The sequence below is a fragment of the Nonomuraea aridisoli genome, assembly GCF_003236395.1.
GTDB lineage: Bacteria > Actinomycetota > Actinomycetes > Streptosporangiales > Streptosporangiaceae > Nonomuraea > Nonomuraea aridisoli.
The window spans coordinates 50,431-64,382 of the sequence record NZ_POUD01000016.1 but is presented as its reverse complement, the minus strand read 5'-3'; the positions used below and the strand labels follow the sequence as shown (position 1 = coordinate 64,382).

General features: G+C 73.6%; 14 protein-coding genes. 11 read left to right on the top strand and 3 right to left on the bottom strand.

The features are described from left to right. Positions 1-478 precede the first annotated feature (478 nt). The gene (locus C1J01_RS06625; RefSeq protein ID WP_111177104.1) at positions 479-1,318 is read right to left on the bottom strand and encodes a deoxyribonuclease IV; all 840 of its coding nucleotides are present in this window, start codon (positions 1,316-1,318) and stop codon (positions 479-481) included. Between the two features lie 169 nt (positions 1,319-1,487). On the opposite strand from C1J01_RS06625, the gene C1J01_RS06620 reads away from it, so the two are divergent. The 8 genes from C1J01_RS06620 (at position 1,488) to C1J01_RS06585 (ending at position 7,186) form a co-directional block, all read left to right on the top strand. Next, positions 1,488-2,432: an NADP-dependent oxidoreductase gene (locus C1J01_RS06620; protein WP_111177102.1), complete on the top strand. Its 945-nt coding sequence runs from the start codon at positions 1,488-1,490 to the stop codon at positions 2,430-2,432. Between the two features lie 105 nt (positions 2,433-2,537). Then, complete coding sequence (gene uraD / locus C1J01_RS06615; RefSeq protein ID WP_111177100.1) at positions 2,538-3,038, top strand: 2-oxo-4-hydroxy-4-carboxy-5-ureidoimidazoline decarboxylase; 501 nt, start codon at positions 2,538-2,540, stop codon at positions 3,036-3,038. Then, on the top strand, positions 3,035-3,334 hold the full coding sequence (gene uraH / locus C1J01_RS06610; protein WP_111177098.1) for a hydroxyisourate hydrolase: 300 nt from the start codon (positions 3,035-3,037) through the stop codon (positions 3,332-3,334). Before uraD ends, uraH begins: the two co-directional genes overlap by 4 nt. Then, positions 3,335-4,195, top strand: coding sequence for a factor-independent urate hydroxylase (gene pucL / locus C1J01_RS06605; protein ID WP_111177096.1), 861 nt, complete (start codon positions 3,335-3,337; stop codon positions 4,193-4,195). A gap of 3 nt (positions 4,196-4,198) precedes the next feature. After that, a complete protein-coding gene (locus C1J01_RS06600; protein ID WP_111177094.1) occupies positions 4,199-5,053 on the top strand; it encodes an FAD binding domain-containing protein in 855 nt (284 codons plus the stop codon). Next, a complete protein-coding gene (locus C1J01_RS06595; RefSeq protein ID WP_111177092.1) occupies positions 5,053-5,535 on the top strand; it encodes a (2Fe-2S)-binding protein in 483 nt (160 codons plus the stop codon). Before C1J01_RS06600 ends, C1J01_RS06595 begins: the two co-directional genes overlap by 1 nt. After that, a complete protein-coding gene (locus C1J01_RS06590) occupies positions 5,528-6,919 on the top strand; it encodes an 8-oxoguanine deaminase (protein ID WP_111177090.1) in 1,392 nt (463 codons plus the stop codon). Before C1J01_RS06595 ends, C1J01_RS06590 begins: the two co-directional genes overlap by 8 nt. A 24-nt stretch (positions 6,920-6,943) precedes the next feature. Next, a complete protein-coding gene (locus C1J01_RS06585) occupies positions 6,944-7,186 on the top strand; it encodes an EF-hand domain-containing protein (protein WP_235854295.1) in 243 nt (80 codons plus the stop codon). Here the strand turns inward: C1J01_RS06585 and C1J01_RS06580 are convergent. Beyond that, on the bottom strand, positions 7,183-8,346 hold the full coding sequence (locus C1J01_RS06580; RefSeq protein ID WP_111177086.1) for a winged helix DNA-binding domain-containing protein: 1,164 nt from the start codon (positions 8,344-8,346) through the stop codon (positions 7,183-7,185). The genes C1J01_RS06585 and C1J01_RS06580 overlap by 4 nt on opposite strands. A gap of 140 nt (positions 8,347-8,486) precedes the next feature. Between C1J01_RS06580 and C1J01_RS06575 the strand changes: the two genes are divergently transcribed. Genes C1J01_RS06575 through alc form a run of 3 tightly spaced genes read left to right on the top strand, consistent with a single transcriptional unit; the run spans position 8,487 to position 11,893 of the window. Further along, positions 8,487-9,647, top strand: a complete 1,161-nt coding sequence (locus C1J01_RS06575) for a glycerate kinase (protein WP_235854294.1) — start codon at positions 8,487-8,489, stop codon at positions 9,645-9,647. Further along, on the top strand, positions 9,644-10,954 hold the full coding sequence (allB, locus tag C1J01_RS06570) for an allantoinase AllB (protein WP_111177082.1): 1,311 nt from the start codon (positions 9,644-9,646) through the stop codon (positions 10,952-10,954). Before C1J01_RS06575 ends, allB begins: the two co-directional genes overlap by 4 nt. Continuing rightward, positions 10,955-11,893: an allantoicase gene (gene alc / locus C1J01_RS06565; protein WP_111177080.1), complete on the top strand. Its 939-nt coding sequence runs from the start codon at positions 10,955-10,957 to the stop codon at positions 11,891-11,893. 14 nt (positions 11,894-11,907) lie between these two features. On the opposite strand, the gene pknB is transcribed toward alc, so the two are convergent. Next, entirely contained in the window at positions 11,908-13,902 is a 1,995-nt protein-coding gene (gene pknB / locus C1J01_RS06560) for a Stk1 family PASTA domain-containing Ser/Thr kinase (RefSeq protein ID WP_111177078.1), read from the bottom strand. Positions 13,903-13,952 lie beyond the last annotated feature (50 nt).

Here is a 13,952-nt window from a genome sequence, read left to right as displayed (position 1 = left end):
GGGTGGAACCGCTGGTCGGTGAGGGGGCATGCGGTGGGCGCTTGCAACCCCTGCAACCTACCGTTCGTCGCGTACGGATGACCGCTCATCGTTGGAGCACTCTCCGTATGTCGATGACTACAGACCGCTCAACGAGCTGACCATAAACGGGGTTTCGCCCACAAGATCGCAACCGTAGTGTTTCGGCATCGGAAAGCCACTCCCGGCGCATCGGGGGGACGAGCCGCAGGGCTCACACAGGTCTGATGCGCCGGCTTCACCGGCGACACGCACGTCGCCGCGGCTGTCGGGCCCTCGACCGGGGGGTGGGGCCCGCCCAGCCGAATCTGTGAAGGGGCGTCTGCGCGGCCATGGAAGAGGCCCCGCGATCCGGCCCTCGGGGGCGGTCGGATCGCGAGAGCAGGCGCCCCTATCACGATTTCTGCGGTGCTGCCGGGTTTATCCGTCTTCGCCCCGAGACTCCACCGGGCGCGGCCGATCAGCCGTCGCGGAGCTTCTTCAGCAGCGTGATGTCCTCGGCGTGCTTGGGCGCCTTGCCAGGGGTCTCGATGCAGATGGGCACCCCCGCGACCGCCGGATGCCGCATCAGCTCGGCGAACGGGCGGGCGCCGATGTGGCCGGCCCCGATGTTCTCGTGGCGGTCCTTCTTCGCCCCGCACACGTCCTTGGAGTCGTTGGCGTGGATCAGCTTGAGCCGCCCGGGCGCGATCGTGTGCAGGGCGTCGAACGTCTCCTTCACCCCGCCCTCGGCGGCCAGGTCGTGGCCGGCCGCGAAGGCGTGGCAGGTGTCGAGGCAGACACAGGCCCGCGGGTGCCAGTCGAGCGCGTCGAGGTACGGCTCCAGGTCCTGGACGGTCGCGCAGAGCATGGCGCCCTGGCCGGCCATCGGCTCCAGCAGCAGGTCGGGCCCGTCATCGGGGATCTCGTCGAGCAGCGGCAGCAGGTTGTCGTGCAGCTGCCGCAGCGCCGCGTCGCGCCCCTGGGTGACCGCGGAGCCGGTGTGCACCACGACGCCCCTGGCGCCGGTCTCCACCCCGCGCCGCAGCGCGTGGCGCACGACGGCGACGGAGCTCGCCAGCGTCTCGGCGTTGGGCGAGCCGAAGTTGACGAGGTAGGGCACGTGGATGAACGCCGGCACACCCGACTCGGCCAGCTTGGCGTCCTCGTCGGGCTTGCCGTCGTTGAGCGCCCAGCCGCGTGGGTTGGTGACGAACACCTGGATCATCTCGGCGCCGATCTCGGCCATGTATTTCAGGCCGCCCGTCGCGAGGCCGCCCGCGACGGACACGTGTCCGCCGATCAGAGAAGTCGGGGTCATGATGCCTCCCAGTCTAGGCCCCGCCGGCAGGACCGCTGACCTGTGCGATCGTGCGCGGTGCACCCGACAAAGCTTGCGCCAAGACCCCGTCGGGCCCCCTTGACGCACCCCGGCGCGGGGAACGATCCGCTGGGTCCGCACCACGTTCCGTCCAGACGGGGGAGAGCCCATGCGTGCCGTCGCCATTTCCGCCTTCGGGGCCGATCCGGAGCTCGTCGAGCTGCCGGAGCCGCAGCCGCGCCCCGGCGAGATCCTCGTACGCCTGCGGGCGGCCGGCTACAACCCCGTCGACACCAAGATCGCCAGTGGCGCCATGAAGGACCGCATGTCGCCGTCGTTCCCGTTCGTCCTGGGCCAGGACGGCGCCGGCACCGTGGCCGCGCTCGGCGACGGCGTGACCGGCTTCCGGCTCGGAGAGGAGGTCTACGGCCGCTTCACCGACCCCTCACGGGGCCTCGGCAGCTACGCCGAGTACGGCGTGGTGGCGGCGGACGGCCCGGTGGCCCCGATACCCAAGGGCATGATCCTGGAGCAGGCCGCGGCCGTGCCCACCGCCACCGCGACCGCCCGGGCGCTGGTCGAGGAGTCCCGCCTGGACGAGGGCCAGACGGTGCTCATCGTCGGGGCGACCGGCGGCGTGGGGCAGGCGGCCACGCAGCTCGCCGCGCTGCGCGGGGCCCGCGTCATCGCCACCGCCACCCCCGACGCGGCCGACGCCATGCGCCGTCTGGGCGCGGCCGAGACGGTGGACCACCGCGGTGGCTCCGTCGCCGACCAGGTGCTCGCCGCCCACCCCGGCGGGATCGACGCGGTCTTCGACCTGGTCTCCGCCGCCGGCGACACGGCGCCGCTGGAGGGCCTGCTGCGTCCCGGAGGCGTGATCTGCAGCGTCCTGCGCGCCGTCGACCCCGGCGCGCTGGCCGCGCGGGAGCTGCGCGGCGTCAACGTCGTCAACACAGTCACCGGCCCGGTGCTGAACGAGCTGGCCGACCTCATCGACAGCGGCGAGCTGCGCGTCCAGGTGCAGGCCCAGATCCCGCTGGAGCAGGTGCCCGCCGTGCTGTCCGACATCGCGGCGGGCCACGCCCGCGGCAAGACCGTGTTCACCATGTGAGAGCGGCCTGTTGGAGCATGAGACGAAAAGTACGGACCATCCGGGCGGTCAGTTCGGAGTTCTCGCGGATGGACCGGGCACGGAAAGCGTGTGTGTACTTCTGACATGCCCGACACGCTGGAAGCCTTCAACGTCCTGCCCACGGCCGAGGCCGAGCGGGAGCTGCTCGCCTGCTGCGCCAGCCCCGCCTTCGCCGGCCTGGTCGCCTCGCTCAGGCCGTACGGGAACCTGGACGAGCTGCTGGAGACGGCGGGAAAGGTCGTGCGGGAGCTGGAGTGGGGCGACGTGCTGGAGGCGCTGAAGGCGCATCCCCGCATCGGCGAGCGCGCGGACGGCGGCGGCAGGGACGCGGCGTGGTCGCGCCAGGAGCAGTCGGGCGTCGAGGAGCGGCTGCGGGCGGAGCTCGCCGAGGGCAACCGGGCCTACGAGGAACGGTTCGGGCACGTCTACCTCGTCTGCGCCACCGGGCTGACCGGCGCCGAGATGCTGGCCCGGCTCCGCGAGCGCCTGCGCAACGACGAGGAACGCGAACGCCACGTCGTGCGCGACGAGCTGGCCGCCATCGCGCGGCTGCGGCTGGCCAAGCTCGTCGGGGAGGGCGGATGAGCTTCTCCACGCACGTGCTGGACGCGGTGACCGGCCGCCCGGCCGCCGGCCTGCGGGTGCGCCTCGAACACGAGGGCCGCGTCGTCGCCGAGGGCCGCACCGACGCCGACGGCCGGCTGAAGGGGTGGCAGCCGGAGGCCGGGGTGCACCGCGTCGTCTTCGACACCGGGGCCTACCTGGCCGAGACGTTCTACCCGGAGGTCGTCGTCACCTTCACCGTGACGGACCCGGCGCAGCACTACCACGTGCCGCTGCTGCTCAGCCCGTACGCCTACTCCACCTACCGAGGGAGCTAGATGTCCGTCAAGCTCGGCCCCAACCGCTACGGCAAGGCGGAGACCAGGCTCGTCCACGTGGTCAGGGAAGGTCCCGTCCACCGCGTCAAGGACGTCAACGTCAGCACCGCGCTGTCGGGCGACATGGAGGCCGTCCACCTCACCGGCGACAACGCCGCCGTCCTGCCGACCGACACGCAGAAGAACACGGCGTACGCGTTCGCCAGGAAGCACGGCGTCGGCCAGATCGAGGAGTTCGCCCTGCTACTGGCCCGGCACTTCGTCACCTCCCAGCCGACGATCCACCACGCCCGCGTGGAGATCGAGGAGTACGGCTGGAACCGCGCCGGGCCGCACTCGTTCGTCCGCGACGGCGGCGAGGTGCGCACGTGCGTCGTCCACCACGACCGCGACGGCGGCAGCACCGTCGTGTCGGGGCTGAAGGATTTGGTGGTGCTCAACACGACCGGCTCGGAGTTCCACGGCTACCTCGTGGACGAGTACACGACGCTGCCGCCCACCCGCGACCGCGTCCTCGCCACCGCCGTGACCGCCCGATGGCGGCACATTGGTGAGACGGCGTCGTACGCCCAGTCGTACGAGCAGGCGCGGCAGGCCCTGCTCGACGCGTTCGCCGGCACCCACAGCCGCTCCCTCCAGCAGACCCTGTACGCCATGGGCGAGCGCGTGCTGACCGTCTGTCCCGAGATCTGCGAGGTCAGGCTCGCCCTGCCGAACAAGCACCACTTCGCCGTGGACCTGTCGCCGTTCGGGATGGACAACGACAACGAGGTCTTCCACGCCGCCGACCGGCCGTACGGGCTGATCGAGGGTGGCGTGCTGCGCGATGACGCGCCCGACGCCGGATTCGCCTGGGAGTAGCCGATGGACTTCTTGCGCCCCACGACGTGGCAGGAGGCGCTGGCCGCCAAGGCGGACCGGCCCGACGCGGTGCCGCTGCAGGGCGGCACCGACGTGATGGTCGAGCTCAACTTCGACGTGCGCAGGCCGGCGGCGCTGCTCGACCTCACCCGGGTGCCCGAGCTGCGCGCATGGGAGATGACCGGTGGGTACTGCCGGATCGGGGCGGGGGTGTCGTACGCCACGGTCATCGAGGAGCTGTCCGGGCCGCTGCCGGGGCTCGCGCAGGCGGCCCGCACGGTCGGCTCGCCGCAGATCCGCAACCGCGGCAGCGTCGGCGGGAACCTCGGCGCGGCCTCGCCCGCCGGCGACAGCCACCCGCCACTGCTGGCGGCGGGTGCGGTGGTCGAGGTGGAGTCCCGCGAACGCGGCGTCAGGATGATCCCCGCCGCCGAGTTCTACCTCGGGGTCAAACGCAGTGCGCTGGAGCCGGACGAGCTGATCAGGGCCGTGCACGTGCCGCCCGCGACCGGCCCCCAGTACTTCTCCAAGGTCGGCACCCGCAACGCCATGGTGATCGCGGTGTGCTCGTTCGCGATCGCCCTGCACCCGCGGGAGCGGCGGGTCGGGACGGGCATCGGCTCGGCCGCCCCGACCCCGCGCCGCGCCCGGGAGGCCGAGGAACTGCTCGCCCGGGAGCTGGACTGGTCCGCGCCGCTGGACCCGGCGCTGGCCCACCGGTTCGGCGAGCTGTGCGCGCGGGCCGCCGCGCCGATCGACGACGTGCGGGGCAGCGCCGCGTACCGGGCGCACGCCCTCGGCGTGCTGGCCCGCCGGACGCTCACCTGGGCCTGGAACGACTACCGGAGGGCGGCATGATGCGCGTCACGTTCACCGTCAACGGCCGCGAGCAGAGCGCGGACGACGTCTGGGAGGGCGAGAGCCTGCTGTACGTGCTGCGCGAACGCCTCGGCCTGCCCGGCTCCAAGAACGCCTGCGAGCAGGGCGAGTGCGGCTCGTGCACGGTGTACCTGGACGGCGTGCCGGTCTGCGCCTGCCTGGTCGCGGCCGGGCAGGCCGAGGGGCGCGCGGTGCGCACGGTCGAGGGCCTGGCCGACGGGGGCGCCCTCGACCCGGTGCAGGAGGCGTTCGCGGAGTGCGGGGCCGTGCAGTGCGGCTTCTGCACGCCGGGCCTGGTGGTGCAGACCCACGACCTGCTGGCCCGCGTGCCGCGCCCGTCGGACGCGGAGATCAGGGAGGCGCTGGCGGGCAACCTGTGCCGGTGCACCGGTTACGAGAAGATCCTCGACGCGGTACGGCTCGCCGCCGCCCGCAAGGCGGAGGGAGCGGGGTATGAGTGACACCGCGGATCGCACGGTGCTGATCACGGACGTGGCGATCGCCCCGGTCGCCGGCCCCGAGATCCGGTCCGGATATATCAGGATCGAGGGTGACCGCATCGCCGAGCTGGGCTCCGGGCCCGCCCCCGAGATCCCCGGCGCCGCCCGCATCGACGGCGCCGGCTGCCTGGCCACGCCCGGCCTGGTCAACACCCACCACCACCTGTACCAGTGGGCCTCCCAGGGCCTCGTGCAGGAGGCGACGCTGTTCGAGTGGCTGGTCGCCCTCTACCCGGTGTGGGCCGCCATGGACGCCGAGGTGGTCAACGGCGCGGCCACCGCCGGGCTGAGCTGGCTCGCCCTGTCGGGCTGCACCACCACCAGCGACCACCACTACGTCTTCCCCAAGGGCCGGGGCGACCTGCTCGCGGCCGAGATCGAGGCCGCCCGCGAGGTCGGCGTGCGCTTCCACCCGGCGCGCGGCTCGATGGACCGGGGCCGGTCGAAGGGCGGCCTGCCGCCGGACTCCGTCGTCGAGGAGCTGGACGACATCCTGGCGGCCACCGCCGAGGCCGTGGACGCCCACCACGACCCGTCGCCGTCCTCGATGCTGCGGGTGGTGGTCGCGCCGTGCTCGCCGTTCTCGGCCAGCGCCGAGCTGATGACCGAGTCGGCCGCCCTGGCCAGGGCCAAGGGCGTACGCCTGCACACGCACATCGCCGAGACCCTCGACGAGGACGAGCACTGCCTGGAGCAGTTCGGGATGCGCCCGGTCGACTACATGGACAAGCTCGGCTGGCTCGGGCCGGACGTCTGGTTCGCGCACGCCGTGCACCTGAGTGACGGCGACATCGGCAAGCTGGCCGCCACCGGCACCGGCACCGCGCACTGCCCGTCCTCCAACGGGCGGCTCGGCGCCGGGATCGCGCGCGTGTCGGAGCTGCTGCGCCGCGGCGCGCCCGTCGGCCTCGGCGTCGACGGCAGCGCCTCCTCCGAGCTGACGCCGCTGGCCGGCGAGATGCGCCAGACCCTGCTGTTCCAGCGGGCCCGCTACGGCCCCACGGCGCTCACCGCCCGCCAGGCTCTGGAGCTGGCCACGCTCGGCGGCGCCCGCAACCTCGGCCGCGAGTCCGAGCTCGGCACCCTGGAGCCCGGCAAACTGGCCGACATCGCCCTGTGGCGGATCGACGGGCCCTTCACCGCCGCCGTCGCCGACCCCGTCTGCGCGCTGGTCTTCGGGCCCCCGCCGCCGCTCGCCCGCGTCCTGGTCGGCGGGCGCACGGTGGTGGCGGACGGCGAGCTGCGGACCCTCTCCCAGGACGTCGCCGGCCGCGCGGGCGCCGACGCCCGCCGCCGCCTGCTGCGCCGGGCGCAGAAACAGGGCGTCACCGCCGCGCCCCACTAGCGACAGCCCGCACTATGGTGGGAAATGTCCGGAACGAGGAAGAAGGGCGGTCCCGTGGCGGGAGATCTGACAGAGGAGCGGCTGTCGCAGCTCAGGATTACCTTCGCCGAGATCGACACCGACGGCGACGGTTACATCAGCGAGGCGGAGCTGAAGCGGCACTTCCCCGACCTCCCGGCGGAGGCCCTGGGCGCGCTGAGCCAGGAGGCCGACTCCGACCAGGACGGCCGCTACTCCCTGGAGGAGTTCATCCGCACGGTCGCCTAGAGCCCGGCGGACAGGGCTCGTTCGAGCGGCGTGCGGAAGCGGGGCGTGACCGTGACGCCGCCGAGCCAGGAGGCCAGCGCGGCCGCCTCGGCCTCGACGGCGGAGCGGGCGTCGGCGCCCACGTCGTCGAGCAGCCGCCACACGATCTCCCCGTCGGGACGCTGCGCCCAGCCGCCCACGACCCGGCCGTTCCACCACACCGTCGGGCCCACGTTGCCGCTGCGGTCGAACAACTCGGCGCGGTGCTCCGGCGGCAGGTACCACTCGCGCGCCTGCCAGCCCATCGGCGTCGGGTCGAGCGCGGGCAGCAGCGCGGCCCACGGCTCCGGGGCCGCGGCCTCGGCGAGGTCGTCGAGGTCGCCGGGCAGCACGTAACCGGTGCCCTCGTCCAGCTCCACCGGCACCGCCCCGACGGCGGCCAGGGCGGCGCGCACCTGCTTGAGCGTCCAGCCGGTCCACCACTTGAGGTCGGCCTCCGTGCCCGGCCCGAACGCCGCGAGCCACCGGTGCACGAGCCGCGCCTGCGCCTCGTGCACGGCCAGCTCCGCCATCTCGGGCGAAAGGCCCCACCGGTGCTGCCCGTTCAGCCACGTGCCGGACGGGCGCGAGCCCCGGACGAGCAGGCCGTCCATGGCCATCAGGGCGAGCAGGCGCGAGCCCACGCTCACCTCCGCCTCGTACGGCTTGCCGGCGGACACCCGGACCTTCTCGCGCAGCCGCGGCTCCAAGGCCCCCAGCTCGGCGGCGGTGGCGTCGCCGTGCTCGGCCAGCAGCCGCAGCACCGACTCCTCGACCTCCTTGAACCGGGCCTCGTCCCAGCCGCCCTCGGCGAACACCTTCAGCACCGACGCGCGCTCCCGGCGGGCGATGGCCGCCATCGAGGAGTGGTGGACGACCGGGACCAGCTCCGCCGGCACCACGAACACCGTGCGCCGCATCCCGGTCATGCGCACGAGCGTGCGGTCGGCGTACAGGGCCCGCTCGACCGGCTCCGGGCCGGGGGCGGCCAGGCGCGCGCCCGCCGACAGGAACACGGTCGCCGGGTCGGTGCCGTGCAGCGCCACCACGGAGGCGGCCGCCTCCTCCGGTGTGGCCGCCTTGACGGCCAGCCGGTGCCGCCGGGCCAGCCGGGCCTGCCGCTGCCGCGCCGTGATCCGCAACGATGTCTCCTCTCCGGCGGGCCCTCCCAGGGAGTGAGGGAAACGGCCCGGGATGTGATGATGAGTCACGCCTTCCTGCCCGCTCGCACCGGGCAGGAAGGCGTGTCAGGACATTGTTCATCATCAGGTGGGAGTTCGTAGTGGTTCAGCACGTTCTGGTTGCCCCTGACAAGTTCAAGGGGTCGCTGACGGCGGCCGAGGTGGCCTCCCGGGTCTCGGCCGGGCTCGGCGTGCCCACCGTCGAGCTGCCGGTCGCCGACGGCGGCGACGGCACCGTCGACGCCGCCGTCGCGGGCGGCTTCGGCCGGATCACCATCGAGGTCACCGGGCCGACCGGCGAGCGCGTCCCCGCCTCGTACGCCTGGCAGCCCACCGGAACGGCCGTGATCGAGCTCGCGGAGGCGTCCGGGCTGCGCCGCCTGCCCGGCGGGCACGAGCCGCTGACGGCCACCAGCTACGGCACCGGCGAGCTGATCGCCGACGCCGTGCGCCGCGGCGCCAAGCGGGTCGTCCTCGGCCTCGGCGGCAGCGCCTGCACCGACGGGGGAGCGGGCATGGCGCAGGCCCTCGGCGCCCGCCTGCTCGACGCGGAGGGCCGCGACCTGCCGCGGGGCGGGGCCGCGCTGAAGGACCTCGCGCGCATCGACCTGTCCGGCTTCCTCGACATCTCCGGCGTCGAGTTCGTCGTCGCCAGCGACGTGGACAACCCGCTGCTCGGCCCGCACGGCGCCGCCGCCGTCTACGGCCCCCAGAAGGGCGCCACCCCCGAGGACGTCACGACGCTCGAGGCGGCGCTGGCCCGCCTGGCCGCCGTCGCGACCACGACCCACGGCCTCATGGGGGCCGTGGAGCACGACGGCGTCCCGCGCGCGATGGGCGTGGCGGGTGCGCCGGGGGCGGGAGCGGCCGGCGGCGTCGGGTTCGCGGCGCTGACGTTCCTGCACGCCGAGATCCGGCCCGGCATCGAGTACCTGCTCGACCTGCTCGGCTTCGGCGAGGTGGTGCTCGGCGCGCGGCTGGTCGTCACCGGGGAGGGCTCCCTGGACGCCCAGTCGCTGCGCGGCAAGGCCCCCGTCGGCGTCGCGCAGGCCGCCGCCCGGGCCGGCGTGTCCGTCGTGGCCGTCTGCGGCCGCCGTACGCTCACCGACGCCGAGCTGAAGGCGGCCGGCATCGAGGCCGCGTACGCGCTGACGGACCTCGAGCCCGACACCGAGCGGTGCATGGCCGAGGCCGGACCGCTGCTCGAACGCCTCGCCGCCCGCCTGGCCGCCGACCGCCGCCTCGCGGAGGGCGCCGCGTGAGCGCGTACGACCTGGTCGTCCGCTCCCGCAGGACCGTCACGCCCGAGGGGGAGCGGCCCGCCGCCGTCGCCGTGCGCGGTGAGACGATCGCGGCCGTGGCCGGTTATGCGGACCCGCTGCCCGCCGCCGAGGACGTCGACCTGCGCGACCTGGCCCTGCTGCCCGGCCTGGTCGACACCCACGTGCACGTCAACGAGCCCGGCCGGACCCACTGGGAGGGCTTCGCCTCGGCCACCAGGGCCGCCGCCGCCGGAGGCGTCACCGCGCTGCTCGACATGCCGCTCAACTCGCTGCCGCCCACCGTCAGCACCGGCGCGCTCGACGCCAAGCTGCGGGCGGCCGAGGGGCGCTGCCACGTGGACGTCGGGTTCTGGGGCGGGGCCGTGCCGGGCAACGTCAAGGAGCTCGCGCCCCTGCACGAGCGCGGGGTCTTCGGGTTCAAGTGCTTCATGTCGCCGTCGGGGGTGGAGGAGTTCCCGCCGCTCGGCGCCGACGAGCTGCGCAGGGCCCTGGAGGAGGTCGCCGGCTTCGGCGGGACGATGGTCGTGCACGCCGAGGACCCGGCGCTGCTGCGCGAGCCGGACGGGCCGACGTACGCGGAGTTCCTGGCCTCGCGGCCGGGGGAGGCCGAGCGCGGCGCGGTCGAGCGGCTGGTGGCGCTGGCCGCGCAGACCGGCGCCCGGGTGCACGTCCTGCACGTCTCCAGCGCCGCCAGCCTCGACGTGCTGGAGGAGGCGCGGGCGGGGGGCCTGGCGGTCACCGCCGAGACCTGCCCCCACTACCTGACGCTGGCGGCCGAGCAGGTGCCCGAGGGGCGCACCGCGTACAAGTGCTGCCCGCCGATCCGCTCGCGGGCCAACCGCGACCTGCTGTGGGACGGGCTGGCCAGGGGAGTGCTGGCCTGCGTCGTCTCCGACCACTCGCCGTCGCCGGCCGACCTCAAGGTGCCCGACTTCGCCGCCGCCTGGGGCGGCATCGCCTCGCTCCAGCTCGGCCTGTCCGCGGTCTGGACGGAGGCGGCGCGCAGGGGTTTCGGGCTGGAGGCCATCGTCCGCTGGATGTCCGCAAATCCAGCCGCAATGGCTGGTATTTCGCGAAAAGGCGGGATAAAGGTGGGCAATGACGCTGATCTGGTGGCCTTCGACCCCGAGGCCGCCCACGTCGTCGACGCCACCCGCCTCCACCACAAGAACCCCGTCACCCCGTACGACGGCAGCACCCTCACCGGCGTCGTGCTGACCACCTGGCTGCGCGGCCGGCCGGTGGACGGCGAACCGCACGGACGATTCCTCTGGAGAGCTGACTAGATGTTCACCGCCCTGCCCGACCTCGCCCTGCGCACCCTCGGCGGTGCGGTCGTGGCCGCCAGCGACGAGTCGTTCGCCGAGAAGGAGAGCCTCATCAGGCCAGGACGCCCCGGCTTCAGCCCGGCGACCTTCGGCAGCAAGGGCCAGGTGTACGACGGCTGGGAGACCCGCCGCCGCCGCGAGCCCGGCCACGACTGGGCCCTCGTACGCCTCGGCGTGCCCGGCGTGATCCGCGGCGTGGTCGTCGACACCGCCTGGTTCAAGGGCAACTACCCGCCGCACGCCCGCGTCGCCGCCGCCTCGGTCGAGGGCCACCCCTCACCGGCCGAGCTGCTGGAGGCCCACTGGACGGAGATCGTCCCGCTGTCCGGCCTCAAGGGCGACGCCGAGCACCACTTCGAGGTCACCGACGACACCCGCTACACCCACGTACGGCTCGACATCCACCCCGACGGAGGCGTGGCCCGCCTGCGCGTGCACGGCGAGGCCCGCCCCGACCTCTCGCTCTACGGCGGGCTCGGCCTCGACCTGGCCGCGCTCGCCAACGGCGGCCTGGTCACCGACTGCTCCGACGCGTACTACTCCGCGCCCAACAACGTCATCGCGCCCGGCCTGGCCCGGCACCAGGCGGAGGGCTGGGAGACCGCGCGGCGGCGCGACGGCGGCAACGACTGGCTCGTCATCCGGCTGGCCGGGCGCGGGATCGTCCGGCTGGCCGAGATCGACACGACGAACCTGCTGTACAACGCGCCGGGCGCGGTCGCGCTGACGGGCCTGGACGGCGAGCGCGAGGTGCCGCTGCTGCCCCGAACCCGCCTGCAGCCCGACACGCCGCACCGCTTCCGCCTGGCCTGCCCCGACCCGGTCACCCACGTACGGGTGGACATCTATCCCGACGGCGGCCTGGCCAGGGTGCGCCTGCACGGCCACCTGGCCTGAGGGTTACTGAGGCGCTACTGCCAGAGATAGACCGTCGTGCCCGGCGGGCGCTCGCTGTTGGGCAGCGGCCGCTGGAACTGCACCACGCCGCCGTTGCCCAGCCGCTGCACGCGCACCTTGAAACCGAGCGCCTCCAACTCGGCCTTGGCGTCGCGCACGTCCTTGCCGATCACCCCGGGCACCAGGGAGAACTGCTGGTCGTCGCGCGCCTCGGCGTCGTCGTGGCCGTCGCCGTCGCGGTCGCCGCCGCGGAACCACTGCCAGAAGTCGACCTGGCAGCGCGACACCGTGACCATGACCGGCGCGCCCGGGTTGACCTCGGTCTTGGCCTTGGGCGACTGCGCGATGACCGTGCACGGCTCGGCGTCGTCGTCGACCTCGTTGACCTGCACCTGGAAGCCCTGGCTGCCGAGGTAGCCGGCGGCCTCGTCCTTCGGCATGCCGGACACGTCGGGCATGACCAGGCCGGCGCTGACGAAGATGTCGATCTTGGCGCCCTTCTTCACCTTCTCGCCCACCTGCGGGGAGGTCCGGATGACCTTGTCGCGCTCCACCTCGGTGTTGGCCAGGCGCTTGACCGAGCCCACGGTCAGCCCGGCGCCGGCGATCGCGGCCCGCGCGTCGTTGCCGTTCAGGTTGGCGACGTTGGGCACGACGATGCGCTCAGGCCCGAGCGAGAGCGTCAGCGTGACCGTGGAGCCCTTCTCCAGCTCCACCTCGGCCGCCGGGTCGGTGGCGATCACCAGGCCCTCGGCCACCTTCTCGCTGTACTCGCTGTCGCCCTTGCGCGCCTGCAGGCCCAGTGCGGCGATGTTCTTCTCGGCCACCGCGAGGTTCTGGCCCGCGACGTCGGGCACGGCGACGACCTCCGGCCGCGAGAAGTACCAGCCGGTGAACCCGACCGCGACCACCATCACCGCCGCCAGCGTCGCCAGGAGCCAGTGGGGGCGGAACCCGCGCCGCCGCGGCGCCCGCGGCACCTCGGCGTGCGGCTGGATGAGCGTGTGGGCCGGCGCGGCCTGCGGCACGGAGCCGGCGCCCGACACAGCGCCCGACACGGCCCCCGACACAGCGCCCGACACTGGTCCCGACATGGGGCCGGAGGCGGGGAAGTGGCGGGGCGGCAAGGAATGCGCGCCGGACACCGGCGGGGTCGTCGTGCGCGGCAGCGCCCGGTGAACCTCCACCGCCTGCACGAGCATCGCCGTCGCGTCCTTCGGGCGGTCGGCCGGCTCGCGCGCGGTCGCGTGCGCCACCAGCACGTCGACCAGCTGCGGCACCTCGGGCACCAGCGACGACGGCGCCGGCACGGTGTCGTGGACGTGCCGGTAGGCCACCGACATCGGCGTCTCGCCGTCGTACGGCTGCTCCCCGGTCACCAGCTCGAACAGCATGATGCCCGCGGCGTAGACGTCGCTGCGCACGTCGGCGGCGCCGGTGGTCACCTGCTCGGGCGCCATGTAGCCGATCGTGCCGATCATCATGCCGGTACGGGTCTGGTTGGTCGCCTCGATCGCCCTGGCCAGTCCGAAGTCGACGACCTTGACGCGGCCGTCGTCGGTCATCAGGACGTTCTCCGGCTTGACGTCGCGGTGGACCATCCCGGCCTGGTGGGCGGCGCCCAGCGCGGCGAGCACCGGGATCAGGATCTCGAGCGCCTCGCGGGCGGGCAGCCGGCCGCGCTGGCGCAGGATGTCGCGCAGCGTGCGGCCGGGGACGTACTCCATCGACAGGTAGACGACGTCGTTGTCGGTGCCCTGGTCGAAGACGTGCACCACGTTGGGATGGGAGAGACTGGCGACCGACTTGGCCTCGCCGATGAACCTCCGGACGAACGCCGGGTCGGCGGCGAGCGAGCGGTGCATGACCTTCAGCGCGACGGTCCGGTCGAGACGGATGTCGAGCGCCAGGTAGACGGTAGCCATACCGCCCTGGGCGATCCGGCTCTCGATGCGGTAACGCCCATCGAGGAGTCGACCGACCAGCGGGTCCGCAGTCGTCGTATCCACCCCGCTGAGTTTACGGGCGTTTTGCCACTGGCAGGGCCCCACCGCCCGAA

Excerpts from the sequence above, each read along its gene's own strand:
- C1J01_RS06625 (WP_111177104.1), bottom strand. The coding sequence starts at position 1,318 with ATGACCCCGACTTCTCTGATCGGCGGACACGTGTCCGTCGCGGGCGGC.
- C1J01_RS06620 (WP_111177102.1), top strand. The coding sequence starts at position 1,488 with ATGCGTGCCGTCGCCATTTCCGCCTTCGGGGCCGATCCGGAGCTCGTC.
- uraD (WP_111177100.1), top strand. The coding sequence starts at position 2,538 with ATGCCCGACACGCTGGAAGCCTTCAACGTCCTGCCCACGGCCGAGGCC.
- uraH (WP_111177098.1), top strand. The coding sequence starts at position 3,035 with ATGAGCTTCTCCACGCACGTGCTGGACGCGGTGACCGGCCGCCCGGCC.
- pucL (WP_111177096.1), top strand. The coding sequence starts at position 3,335 with ATGTCCGTCAAGCTCGGCCCCAACCGCTACGGCAAGGCGGAGACCAGG.
- C1J01_RS06600 (WP_111177094.1), top strand. The coding sequence starts at position 4,199 with ATGGACTTCTTGCGCCCCACGACGTGGCAGGAGGCGCTGGCCGCCAAG.
- C1J01_RS06595 (WP_111177092.1), top strand. The coding sequence starts at position 5,053 with ATGCGCGTCACGTTCACCGTCAACGGCCGCGAGCAGAGCGCGGACGAC.
- C1J01_RS06590 (WP_111177090.1), top strand. The coding sequence starts at position 5,528 with ATGAGTGACACCGCGGATCGCACGGTGCTGATCACGGACGTGGCGATC.
- C1J01_RS06585 (WP_235854295.1), top strand. The coding sequence starts at position 6,944 with ATGTCCGGAACGAGGAAGAAGGGCGGTCCCGTGGCGGGAGATCTGACA.
- alc (WP_111177080.1), top strand. The coding sequence starts at position 10,955 with ATGTTCACCGCCCTGCCCGACCTCGCCCTGCGCACCCTCGGCGGTGCG.